At 71.2% G+C, this 11,432-nt stretch carries 10 protein-coding genes; 5 read left to right on the top strand and 5 right to left on the bottom strand.

Going from position 1 to position 11,432, the window contains the following annotated elements; genetic code table 11:
* Positions 1-24 precede the first annotated feature (24 nt).
* The 4 genes from AB0I71_RS27580 to disA all read left to right on the top strand — a co-directional run bounded on the left by AB0I71_RS27580 (position 25) and on the right by disA (position 4,556).
* Complete coding sequence (locus AB0I71_RS27580) at positions 25-864, top strand: UbiA family prenyltransferase (RefSeq protein WP_357589418.1); 840 nt, start codon at positions 25-27, stop codon at positions 862-864.
* Positions 865-1,004: 140 nt separating this feature from the next.
* Positions 1,005-1,706, top strand: coding sequence for a hypothetical protein (locus tag AB0I71_RS27575; RefSeq protein ID WP_357589416.1), 702 nt, complete (start codon positions 1,005-1,007; stop codon positions 1,704-1,706).
* Positions 1,707-1,784: 78 nt separating this feature from the next.
* Positions 1,785-3,281 (top strand): DNA repair protein RadA, encoded by a 1,497-nt coding sequence (gene radA / locus AB0I71_RS27570; protein WP_357589414.1) that lies wholly within the window; start codon positions 1,785-1,787, stop codon positions 3,279-3,281.
* 96 nt (positions 3,282-3,377) lie between these two features.
* On the top strand, positions 3,378-4,556 hold the full coding sequence (disA, locus tag AB0I71_RS27565; protein ID WP_357589412.1) for a DNA integrity scanning diadenylate cyclase DisA: 1,179 nt from the start codon (positions 3,378-3,380) through the stop codon (positions 4,554-4,556).
* Positions 4,557-4,610: 54 nt separating this feature from the next.
* Here the strand turns inward: disA and AB0I71_RS27560 are convergent, their stop codons facing one another.
* The 3 genes from AB0I71_RS27560 to AB0I71_RS27550 all read right to left on the bottom strand — a co-directional run bounded on the left by AB0I71_RS27560 (position 4,611) and on the right by AB0I71_RS27550 (position 6,582).
* Entirely contained in the window at positions 4,611-5,342 is a 732-nt protein-coding gene (locus AB0I71_RS27560; protein WP_357589410.1) for a hypothetical protein, read from the bottom strand.
* Between the two features lie 137 nt (positions 5,343-5,479).
* Positions 5,480-6,073: a peptide deformylase gene (locus AB0I71_RS27555; RefSeq protein WP_357589408.1), complete on the bottom strand. Its 594-nt coding sequence runs from the start codon at positions 6,071-6,073 to the stop codon at positions 5,480-5,482.
* The gene (locus AB0I71_RS27550; protein ID WP_357589407.1) at positions 6,070-6,582 is read right to left on the bottom strand and encodes an ACT domain-containing protein; all 513 of its coding nucleotides are present in this window, start codon (positions 6,580-6,582) and stop codon (positions 6,070-6,072) included. Before AB0I71_RS27550 ends, AB0I71_RS27555 begins: the two co-directional genes overlap by 4 nt.
* Positions 6,583-6,676: 94 nt before the next feature.
* Here AB0I71_RS27550 and AB0I71_RS27545 point away from each other — a divergent pair, with 94 nt between their 5' ends.
* Positions 6,677-7,579 (top strand): A/G-specific adenine glycosylase, encoded by a 903-nt coding sequence (locus tag AB0I71_RS27545; protein ID WP_357589405.1) that lies wholly within the window; start codon positions 6,677-6,679, stop codon positions 7,577-7,579.
* An 88-nt stretch (positions 7,580-7,667) separates the two neighbouring features.
* On the opposite strand, the gene AB0I71_RS27540 is transcribed toward AB0I71_RS27545, so the two are convergent.
* Together AB0I71_RS27540 and AB0I71_RS27535 are read right to left on the bottom strand one after the other, a co-directional pair.
* Positions 7,668-8,321, bottom strand: coding sequence for a C39 family peptidase (locus tag AB0I71_RS27540; protein WP_357589436.1), 654 nt, complete (start codon positions 8,319-8,321; stop codon positions 7,668-7,670).
* A 428-nt stretch (positions 8,322-8,749) separates the two neighbouring features.
* Positions 8,750-11,284, bottom strand: a complete 2,535-nt coding sequence (locus AB0I71_RS27535; RefSeq protein ID WP_357589434.1) for an ATP-dependent Clp protease ATP-binding subunit — start codon at positions 11,282-11,284, stop codon at positions 8,750-8,752.
* Positions 11,285-11,432: the final 148 nt, after the last annotated feature.

Here is an 11,432-nt window from a genome sequence, read left to right as displayed (position 1 = left end):
CCCGGTAACGACCAGACTTCCGTTATGTCGTCGACGGTGTTAGGGCTGGTCAGAGCGAGCCATCCGGAACCAACCGCGGCGGTCACCACAGTGGCCGGTCTGCTCGCCGTCGGTGTCGGACATCCACCCGGCGGTGTCGTCGCGGTGGTGCTCACCGTGGCTGCCAGCCAGTTCACTGTCGGGTGGACGAACGATCTGCTCGACGCGGATCGCGACGCCACGGTCGGGCGTACCGACAAGCCGCTCGCCGCCGGCGCACTCAGCCGGCGTACCGTCGCGGTGGCCGCCGCCGTGGCCGCGACGGCAACAGTTGCCCTGGCGCTGACCACCAACCCGACCGCGGCGCTCTGCGCCGTCGTCGCCCTGGTGTCGGCGCTGCTCTACGACTGGCCGCTGAAATCCACGGCGGTCTCGGTGCTGCCGTACGCGATCTCCTTCGGTGCGCTGCCCGCCTTCGTGGTGCTGGCACTGCCCGGCGCTCCGCCACCCCCGGCCTGGCTGGTCGCCGCGGCGGCACTGCTCGGCGCGGGCGCCCATTTCGCAAACGTGCTGCCCGACTTCGCCGACGACGCCCGGACCGGGGTCCGAGGGCTGCCGCACCGGCTCGGCCCGGCGGGCAGCCGGGCCGCCGCCGTCGGGCTGCTGATCGCGGCGACCGTCACCCTGGTGCTCGGGCCACCCGGACCACCGACGGGCGTGGGCCTCGCGGCGGTCGTCGCCGCCGTCGTGATCTTCATCCTGGCCTGGTACCTGGGCAGGACCGGCGATCGCGCCGGGGCCCGGCCGGTGGCCGCCTTCCGGGCGGTGCTGCTGGTCGCCCTGATCGACGTCGTCCTGCTGGTCACGAGTGGTCGACTGGTCTGAGCCTCACCCCGGGCAGGTGGCCGCACCGGGTCCGCGTGCGGGCCGCGATCAGCTCCAACTACCCTGGAGCCCGGTCTGCGCGGGCATGGCCAGCGGTTCCGGCGGGCAAGCCGGGTGTGATCGTGACGAGGAGGACCGACGTGAGGCGCTCGATCAGGGGTTCCCGGCGGGCTGCCGTGCTGCTGCCCGGGATCGCGGCGGCAGCCGGGCTGCTGCTGTCCGGATGCGGCGCCGGCCAGATCTCCGAGACGGCCAACAAGGTGCCGTCGGTCCAGGGCGCCAACATCCAGGCCGGCGACGGGAAGTACGCCGTACGCGGCGCCCTGGTCGCCTATCCCGGTGTCGAGGGCTACCAGGCCGGCGACAACGCCCTGCTCAACGTCGTCCTCTACAACGACTCACGGGATCCGGTCACGGTGACCGTCACCTCGCCGGACGCCCGTGAGGTGGTGCTCACCACCGTCGCCGCCGCGGCCAGCCCCTCGCCCACCGGCTCCCCGTCACCGGAGCAGTCCCCCGAGGGCTCCCCCTCTCCGGACAACTCGCCTTCCCCGGACGACTCCCCGTCGCCCAGCCCGACCGAATCGCCCACCGCCGGTCCGGCCCGGATCGAGATTCCCCCGCTGAGCTACGTGCAGCTGAACACCGAGGGCGAGCAGGTGCTGCAACTCCTCGGCCTGAACGAGGCGGTGCTCGCCGGCCAGAACGTCACGCTCACCTTCGACTTCGGTGGCGAGACGGTCACCAGCCCCGCGCCGATCGCCGTGCCGCTCACCCCGGCGCCGCAGCCGTCGCCGATCATCGAGCGGCACACCGAGTACGAGGGCGAAGGCGGCCACTGAGCCCGGCCGACCGGCGTCGGGTACCGCGACCGGGCCGGTCCAGGTGATTTCCGACGGCGCCGTCGGCGTGGTGCAGCCATGCCGACGGCGCCTTCGTCATACCCGGGGGTTAGCGTCGGTCGGGTGAGCATCTCCCGATCGACCCCGTCCCGGGCGGGCACCGGCTCGCGAAGCCGGGCCGCCGGTCGCGAGCCCCGACCCGCCTACGAGTGCGACGCCTGCGGACACCAGCCACCGAAGTGGGTGGGCCGCTGTCCCGAGTGCGGCGAGTGGGGCTCGGTGGTCGAGTGCACGATCACCGGCCCGACCGTCTCGGGCCGCGTGGTCAGCTCCCGGGTGCCCGCCGAGCCGGCCCGGCCCATCGCCACCATCAGCGCGGCACCGGCCCGGGCCCGGCCCACCGGGGTCGGCGAGCTGGACCGCGTCCTCGGCGGCGGCCTGGTCCCCGGTGCCGTGGTGCTGCTCGCCGGGGAGCCGGGGGTGGGCAAGTCCACCCTGCTGCTCGACGTCGCCCAGCAGTGGGCCACCGGGGCGGGCAGCCCGTCGCTGGTGGTCAGCGGTGAGGAGTCGGTCAGCCAGGTACGGCTGCGCGCCGAGCGCATGGGCACCCTGCACGACCAGCTCTTCCTGGCCGCCGAGAGCGACCTCGCAGCGGTGCTCGGTCATCTCGACGCGGTCAAGCCCGGCCTGCTCGTCCTCGACTCGGTGCAGACCATCTCCACCACCGGCACCGAGGGCGTACCCGGCGGGGTGACCCAGGTCCGGGCGGTCACCGCCGCCCTGGTCGCGGTCGCCAAGGAACGCGGGATCGCCACCGTGCTGGTCGGCCACGTCACCAAGGACGGCCAGGTCGCCGGTCCTCGGGTGCTCGAACATCTGGTCGACGTGGTGCTGCATTTCGAAGGCGACAAGCACTCGTCGCTGCGGATGGTGCGTGGTGTCAAGAACCGGTTCGGCGCCGCCGACGAGGTCGGCTGCTTCGAAATGCACGAGGGCGGCATCAGCAGCCTCGCCGACCCCTCCGGGCTGTTCCTGACCCGCTACTCGGAGCCGGTACCGGGCACCTGCGTGACCGTGGCGATGGAGGGTCGCCGGGCACTGCTCACCGAGGTTCAGGCGCTGATCGGTGCCACCGTGGCCGGCTCACCCCGGCGTACCGTCTCCGGCCTGGACTCCGCCCGGCTGGCGATGGTGCTGGCGGTGCTTCAGCGCCGCACCGAACGGCTCACTCTGCACGACCGGGAGGTCTTCGCGGCCACCGTGGGCGGCATCCGGGTGGTGGAGCCGGCGGCCGACCTCGCGGTCGCTCTCGCCGTCGCCTCCGGCGGGCTCAACCTGGCGATCGCACCGCACCTGGTGGCGATCGGTGAGGTCGGCCTCACCGGGGAGGTACGTCGGGTGGGCGCGGTACCGCGCCGGCTGGCCGAGGCGGCCCGACTCGGTTTCCGGCTGGCCCTCGTGCCGCCGGGCTGCGGGCCGGCGAGCACCGGTGCCGGCCCGGAGCAGATGCGCGTGATCGAGGTCACCGACGTCCGTTCGGCGTTGCAGGCCGCGGCACGGGCGTCGGCGGAGTGAGCCGTGCACCGGGCGGTCGGGCAGGCCGGGCGGAATCGTGACACATCACAGTAACCGCGAGAGCACCCACCGCACGGCAGTCCGTAGACTGTGCCCGTGCCGATCGACCGCGAAACCACAAAGCCTGCCGGCGCGACGCCCCACGCCCGCACCGGTGCCGTGGGCTCGCCTGCCCGACCGATCAGCGTGAGCGTGACCGGGGGCGGCGTCGTCGGCGACCCGCTGCGCGCCAATCTGGCCCTGATGGCACCGGGCACCGCGCTGCGCGACGGGTTGGAGCGGATTCTGCGGGGCCGGACGGGCGCGTTGATCGTCCTCGGGTACGACAAGGTGGTCGAGGGCCTCTGCACCGGCGGGTTTCCGCTGGACGTCGAGTTCTCCGCGACCCGGGTGCGCGAGCTGTGCAAGATGGACGGCGCTGTCGTGCTCTCCAGCGACGGCACCCGGATCGTCCGGGCTGCGGTGCACCTGATGCCCGATCCGACCATCCCGACCGAAGAGTCCGGCACCCGGCACCGCACCGCGGAGCGGGTCGCCCGGCAGACCGGCTACCCGGTCATCTCCGTCAGCCAGTCCATGCGCATCATCAGCCTCTACGTCAACGGCCAGCGGCACGTCCTTGACGACTCGGCGGCGATCCTCTCCCGCGCCAATCAGGCGCTGGCCACGCTGGAGCGGTACAAGCTCCGCCTGGACGAGGTGTCCGGCACCCTCTCCGCTCTGGAGATCGAGGATCTGGTCACCGTGCGGGACGCGGTGGCCGTGGTGCAGCGGCTGGAGATGGTCCGCCGGATCGCCGACGAGATCGCCGGTTACGTGGTGGAGCTGGGCACCGACGGACGGTTGCTCGCCCTTCAGTTGGACGAGTTGATGGCCGGCGTCGACGCCGACCGCACCCTGGTCATTCGGGACTACCTGCCCACCGGCCGCAAGTCCCGGACCCTCGACGAGGCGCTTGTCGAGTTGGACCTGCTCAGCGCCACCGAACTGATCGATCTGGTCTCGGTCGCCAAGGCGATCGGCTATCCGGCCGCCTCGGATGCACTCGACGCCGCGGTCAGCCCTCGCGGGTTCCGGCTGCTGGCCAAGGTGCCCCGACTTCCGGCGGCCGTGGTCGACCGGCTGGTGGTGCACTTCGGCAGCCTGCAACGGCTGCTGGGCGCCACCGTGGAGGATCTCCAGACGGTCGAGGGCGTCGGTGACGCCCGGGCCCGGGGCGTACGCGAAGGGCTGTCGCGGCTGGCCGAGGCATCCATCCTGGAACGCTACGTCTGAGCGGCTGCCGGTGACCAACCGGGCGAGCGAGGCGACGTCCCGGCGCTGCGCCGGCTACCTGAGGACCAGCTTCGCGGGCTGACTCAGCTTCGTGCCCACCCGGGCGAACACCTCGTACGTCCCGGCCGGCACCGCAGGTCCGTTCGCCACGCCGTTGGCGCACCGGCTGCTGTCCCTACCGTTCCAGCTGACCTGGTAGGCGCGTTCGAAGCCGGGGGTGAAGGACTGCACGTCCGACCCAGCGGCCGTGCCACAGGTGTCGGAGGACCAGACCACCTCGGCACCGGCCTTGATGTACAACTCCTGGGCGGTGGCACCCACGTCTCGGCTGCACGTCCGGTCCGACCTGTTGCGGATCTTCAAGTTCAGGTCGACGGTGGCCCCCGAGGCGGTTTGCGCGGGTTGCGCCACGGCGGTCACCGACAGTTCGGTGTCCGCGCAGTTGCCCTCGTCCGCGACCGGATCGACAGCTGGCGGGTCGTTGCTGAGGCTCGGCTCGGTCTCCGGGCTCGAAGGGTCGGCCTCGTCCCCCGGGGTGGAAGGGTCGGCCCCCGCATCACCGGAGGGAGGTGAACCGGTCTGCGGGGTCAGCACCGACCCGGTCGGCTCCGGCGTGCCGGTCACCACGCCCGGGCCGGGCTGGCCGTTCCCGGTCGCGTCGTTGCCGTCCTTGGGCCCGTTGCACGAGTAGAGCAGGACAATCAGGAAGAGCAGCACCGCACCGAGCACGACGGCGCGACGCCGCCAGTACACGGTGGGAGGCAGGGGGCCGACCGTCAGACGCATGATGTCCCCACCGTAGCGGCGGCGGGCGCGGCGGACGGCAGCGACGCGCCGTGGCTCGTCCGACCCATCGGATCCCACCCTCCATTCACGACTGTTCGCACCGACGACAGTCACTCAGCGCAACTGTTCCACCCGGCTCAGAGGTAGACCTTGCGCTGGTAGATCGCGTGTGCACCGGCCACCCGGTCCAGAAACAGCAGGCCGGCGCAGTGGTCGATCTCGTGTTGCAGGGCGCGCGCCTCGAAGCCGTCCGTCACCAGGCGTACGGTCTTGCCGCTGCCGGGCAGCGCACCCTCCACCACCAGCCGGCTCGCGCGCTTCACGTCACCGGTCAGGTCCGGCACCGACATGCACCCTTCCCGGCCCGCCTTCCACCGGGTCGCCTCGACCACCCGGGCGTTGCAGAGCACGAAGAGGCCGTGCCCGGTGACCGTCTTGGGATGCCCGGTGACGTCCACCGCGAAGATCTGGGCGCTCACCCCGACCTGTGGGGCGGCCAGGCCCACGCAGCCGGGCGACACGCGCATCGTGGCGACCAGGTCGGCGGCCAGTCGCATCGTCTCACCGGCGGTCGGGTCGACCTCCCCTCCCGGCCGGCTCAGCACCGGATCCGGGGCGGAGACCACCGGGATGACCCGGCCGCTGCCCAGTGACTCGGGTACCCAGTCACCAAGGCCCACGTACGCGTCGGCCTGCGGGTCCAGGTTCGATCCGTCCGGCGCGCCGCTCACAGCAGATCCGGTTCGGCAGGCCGGAGGGTCACCTCGACACCGAGACCGGCGGCGGCCTCGGTCAGCCGACCGGCGAGCGTGTCGGCGGTACCCGTCGGCAGTTCCACCTCGGCGACCACCACGTAGAGCGACCCCGCCAGGCGGGTGCTCAGGTCGGTGACGTTGCCACCCGCGTCGGCCAGCACCCGGGTCATCGCGGCGACGATGCCCATCCGGTCGGCACCGTGCACCGCCATCACGTACGGTTCGCCGGCGGGTGCCGTCTCGCCGTCGGGCGTCACCGCGCGTACGGTCGCCAGCAGTTGCCCGTCGGCGGCCAGCGGCGTCAGCGCGGTCTCGACCTCGGCGGCGGCCGGGCCGACACAGATCAGGGTCATCGCGAAGTGTCCCCGCAGGCGGGTCATGGTGCTGTCGGTGAGGTTGGCTCCGAGCCGGGCGAGCACCTCGGCGACGTCAGCCACGATGCCGGGCCGGTCCCGGCCGATGACGGTGATCGCAAGCTCGTTCATCCGGGCATTCTGCCCGATCGTCACGCACCCTCGGCGTCGGCCCGCCGACCGTCCGAACGGCGGGATCGGCGTGCGTGACATCATCGGCGGCGCGATGACAGAACCCACATTCGCCGGCCGGGTGAGCCGGTGGTACGAGCAGCACGCGCGAGACCTCCCGTGGCGCAGGCCCGAGGTGAGCCCGTGGGCGATCCTGGTCAGCGAGGTCATGCTCCAGCAGACCCCGGTGGCCCGGGTGGTGCCCGCCTGGCAGGCGTGGCTTGAGCGCTGGCCGACACCTGCCGCACTCGCCGCGTCCACCCCGGCCGAGGCGATCCGCATGTGGGGGCGGCTCGGCTACCCCCGCCGGGCGGTCCGGCTGCACGACTGTGCGACGGCCATCGTGGAGCGCCACGGCGGTGAGGTGCCGGATCGGCTGGAGCAGCTGCTCGCTCTACCCGGCGTCGGCACGTACACAGCTCGGGCGGTCGCCGCCTTCGCGTACGGCCAGCGGCACCCGGTGGTCGACACGAACGTACGCCGGGTGGTCTGCCGTGCGGTGGCCGGTGAACCGGACGCCGGCCCGACCACTCGACCCGCTGATCTGGTCGCCACCGAGGAACTGCTGCCCGCCGAGCCGGCGGCGGCGGCCCTGGCCAGCGCCGCCATCATGGAGTTGGGGGCGGTCGTCTGCACCGCCCGGTCCCCTCGCTGCGAGGTGTGCCCGGTCGAGTCGACCTGCGCCTGGCGAGCCTCCGGTCGGCCCGCTCCGGTCGGTCCGACCCGCCGCCCCCAGCGGTACGCGGGCACCGACCGTCAGGTACGCGGCCTGCTGCTGGGGGTGCTCCGGGAGGCCACCGGTCCCGTGCCGTACCAGCGCCTGGATCAGGTCTGGTCGGACGAGGTGCAGCGTGCTCGGGCACTCGCCGGCCTCGTCACCGACGGTCTGGTCGAGCCGATAGGTGAGACCTCGTTCCGGCTGGTCGGGGACGGCCCACCAGCACCGGTGGCAGGCTGAGGGCCGGCCCCGAACGGAGCCGGCCCTCAGTTTTCCGATATCTGCGCCAGGTGGATCGGACATCTGCCTGGCGTGTCTGCCTGGTGGATCAGGCGGAATAGCCGCGGCTGGCGATCCAGTCGGCCAGTGCGTCGGTGCTGATCCAGTACTCGGCCCGGGCGGCGTCGGCCGAGTCAGCGATCTTCATCTGGTCGCCACCGTCGCGGTAACCGGTCACCGCGATGTAGTGGCCGCCCTCGAAGGTGTGGCTGCCCCCGTCGAGGTCGGTGGCGGTGCCGACGACGTTGGCCACCACGCCCCGGCCGTGGTCCACGGCCCGGACGACGTCTTCACGCAGCCGGTCGGTCTCCGCGCGATCTGCGGCCTGACCGGGGATCTCCACCGTGCGGTAGACATCCTTGCCGGCCTTCCGGTTGAGGGCCTCGGTGATCAGGTACGCCGAGTCGGTGCCCCGCTCGGTGGTGCCCATCTCGCGGGCCAGGTCGTCCTGGGAGACGTCCTTGTTCAGGATGCTCAGGGTGTTACGCACCGCAGCCGGGCCGCAGTAGTAGAAGTTCGGCTGCGCCTCGTAGCGAACCTTCAGCTGTCGCTCGCCCTTGCCGTGCCCGCGCTCGGTCACGGCGGCCAGTGGGTCGGAGCTCGGTGGGGCGGCCAGCGCGCCCACCGGGCCGGCGATCATTCCACCGGCGCAGACGGCACCGGCGGCGGTCAGGGCGGCCTTACGGATCGGACCAGTCATGATCGTTGCCTTCCGTCTCGGGGGATCGACACGACACCGGGAGAAGGGAGGATGCGGATACCGCGTCGGGAGGAGGCGGCGCGGGCGCGCCTGCCCGGATCTGCAACGACCGCAGCGGGCCCGGCATTTACCGGGTGCTGGCAGAGGCCGTCGCGGTTACTCCCCGTACAACGGCCCCCAGGACGGGTCCATGCCCGATCAAACCGTGACCGACGTCACGACAAATACCCATGAAACGGACAGGCTGCCCAGGTGGGGAGCCGGCACGCAGACCGCTCAGGGCCCATGCGACGTTTTCGACCCCGCCCGGCACCCAACCAGGACGCCCGCTCGCGATGCCGGCAGCGGGCGGAGTCGAGCGGGGGATCCCCGACAGACGGCGGCGGCCCGGTGGCATTCGCCACCGGGCCGCCGTTGCTTCGGCTGACGACCTACTCGTCCGCGCCCGCGGGTGCCGTCGTACCGCCGAGGTCGGCCGGCACGGCGTCCGGCACCTCCACCGGCCGGTCGGACCCCTGGAAGACGAGCTTGGACTTGTCGATGTCGTTCGGGTCGCCCTCGCAGTCGACCACGACGATCTGACCCGGGGTCAGCTCGTTGAACAGGATCCGCTCGGACAGGTTGTCCTCGATGTCGCGCTGGATCGTGCGACGCAGGGGACGTGCCCCGAGCACCGGGTCGAAGCCCTTCGCCGCCAGGTACTTCTTGGCGTTGTCGGTCAGCTCCAGGCCCATGTCCTTGTTACGCAGCTGGGTCTCGATGCGGGAGATCATGATGTCGACGATCGACAGGATCTCGGTCTGACGCAGCTGGTGGAAGACGATGGTGTCGTCGATCCGGTTCAGGAACTCAGGCCGGAAGTGCTGCTTGAGCTCGTCGTTGACCTTCTGCTTCATCCGGTCGTAGTTGGACTCGGAGTCCTCCGACGCCTGGAAGCCCAGCGAGACCGCCTTGGCCACGTCCCGGGTGCCCAGGTTGGTGGTCAGGATGATGACCGTGTTCTTGAAGTCCACGATCCGGCCCTGGCCGTCGGTGAGCCGCCCGTCCTCCAGGATCTGGAGGAGCGTGTTGAACACGTCCGGGTGGGCCTTCTCGATCTCGTCGAAGAGGACCACGCTGAACGGCCGACGCCGCACCTTCTCGGTCAGCTGCCCGCCCTCGTCGTAGCCGACGTAGCCGGGAGGGGCACCCACCAGCCGGGAGACGGTGTAACGGTCGTGGAACTCGGACATGTCCAGCTGGATCAGGGCGTCCTCGCTGCCGAACAGGAACTCGGCGAGCGCCTTGGACAGCTCGGTCTTACCCACACCGGACGGGCCGGCGAAGATGAACGAGCCCGACGGGCGCTTGGGGTCCTTCAGGCCGGCCCGGGTACGCCGGATCGCCTTCGAGACCGCCTTGACCGCGTCCTCCTGGCCGATGACGCGCTTGTGCAGCTCGTCCTCCATGCGCAGCAGGCGCGAGGTCTCCTCCTCGGTCAGCTTGTAGACCGGGATGCCCGTCCAGTTGCCCAGCACCTCGGCGATCTGCTCGTCGTCGACCTCGCTGACGACGTCCAGGTCACCGGCCTTCCACTCCTTCTCCCGTTGCGCCTTCTGACCCAGCAGCTGCTTCTCCTTGTCACGCAGCTGCGCGGCGCGCTCGAAGTCCTGCGCGTCGATGGCGGACTCCTTGTCGCGGCGCACCTGGGCGATGCGCTCGTCGAAGTCACGCAGGTCTGGCGGCGCGGTCATCCGGCGGATCCGCATCCGGGCACCGGCCTCGTCGATGAGGTCGATCGCCTTGTCCGGCAGGAACCGGTCGGAGATGTACCGATCAGCCAGAGTTGCGGCAGCCACGAGCGCTGCGTCGGTGATCGAGACGCGGTGGTGCGCCTCGTACCGGTCCCGCAGGCCCTTGAGGATCTCGATGGTGTGCGCCAGCGACGGCTCGCCGACCTGGATGGGCTGGAAGCGCCGCTCCAGTGCGGCGTCCTTCTCCAGGTGCTTGCGGTACTCGTCGAGCGTGGTCGCGCCGATGGTCTGCAGCTCACCACGGGCCAGCATCGGCTTGAGGATGCTCGCCGCGTCTATCGCGCCCTCGGCGGCACCCGCGCCGACGAGGGTGTGGATCTCGTCGATGAACAGGATGATGTCGCCCCGGGTGCGGATCTCCTTGAGCACCTTCTTGAGGCGCTCCTCGAAGTCACCGCGGTACCGGGAGCCGGCCACCAGCGCGCCCAGGTCGAGCGTGTAGAGCTGCTTGTCCTTCAGCGTCTCGGGCACCTCGCCCTTGATGATCTTCTGGGACAGCCCCTCGACCACCGCGGTCTTACCGACGCCGGGCTCGCCGATCAGGACCGGGTTGTTCTTCGTCCGGCGGGAGAGCACCTGCATCACCCGCTCGATCTCCTTCTCGCGCCCGATGACCGGGTCGAGCTTGCCCTCCCGGGCGGCCTGGGTCAGGTTCCGGCCGAACTGGTCCAGCACCAGGCTGGTCGACGGCGCGGCCTCACCCGGCGCGGTGCCCGCCGCAGCCGGCTCCTTGCCCTGGTAACCGGAGAGCAGCTGGATCACCTGCTGGCGGACCCGGTTCAGGTCGGCGCCGAGCTTGACCAGCACCTGGGCGGCGACGCCCTCACCCTCGCGGATCAGACCGAGCAGGATGTGCTCCGTGCCGATGTAGTTGTGGCCGAGCTGAAGCGCCTCACGTAGCGACAGCTCCAGCACCTTCTTGGCCCGCGGCGTGAACGGGATGTGCCCGCTCGGCGCCTGCTGGCCCTGGCCGATGATCTCCTCCACCTGCTGGCGGACGCCCTCCAGGGAGATCCCGAGGCTCTCCAGGGCCTTGGCCGCGACGCCCTCACCCTCGTGGATCAGGCCCAGCAGGATGTGTTCCGTACCGATGTAGTTGTGGTTGAGCATCCGGGCCTCTTCCTGGGCCAGGACGACAACCCGTCGCGCTCGGTCGGTGAACCGCTCGAACATGCCCTCGTGCTCCTCACGTGCCGTGCGCACTCGATCTTGGTGGTCAAGACTCTCGGCGGGGCCGGATACGCGAGCGCCCGGGACGGGCGTCCGCGCCTCATTACTCTATCGCCGCGAGCCGACTCGGCTGACCTCGTGTGTCTGCGTC

The sequence above is a fragment of the Micromonospora sp. NPDC049891 genome (genome assembly GCF_040660295.1).
In the GTDB taxonomy this organism is placed as follows: Bacteria; Actinomycetota; Actinomycetes; order Mycobacteriales; family Micromonosporaceae; genus Micromonospora.
The sequence above is the reverse complement of the archived record's forward strand: the minus strand, read 5'-3'. Positions and strand labels throughout refer to the sequence as shown.

What these genes read in the sequence shown, in the direction of transcription:
- AB0I71_RS27560 (WP_357589410.1), bottom strand. Translation starts at nt 5,342, where the DNA reads ATGCGTCTGACGGTCGGCCCCCTGCCTCCCACCGTGTACTGGCGGCGT.
- AB0I71_RS27535 (WP_357589434.1), bottom strand. Translation starts at nt 11,284, where the DNA reads ATGTTCGAGCGGTTCACCGACCGAGCGCGACGGGTTGTCGTCCTGGCC.
- AB0I71_RS27580 (WP_357589418.1), top strand. Translation starts at nt 25, where the DNA reads ATGTCGTCGACGGTGTTAGGGCTGGTCAGAGCGAGCCATCCGGAACCA.
- radA (WP_357589414.1), top strand. Translation starts at nt 1,785, where the DNA reads ATGCCGACGGCGCCTTCGTCATACCCGGGGGTTAGCGTCGGTCGGGTG.
- AB0I71_RS27550 (WP_357589407.1), bottom strand. Translation starts at nt 6,582, where the DNA reads ATGAACGAGCTTGCGATCACCGTCATCGGCCGGGACCGGCCCGGCATC.
- AB0I71_RS27545 (WP_357589405.1), top strand. Translation starts at nt 6,677, where the DNA reads ATGACAGAACCCACATTCGCCGGCCGGGTGAGCCGGTGGTACGAGCAG.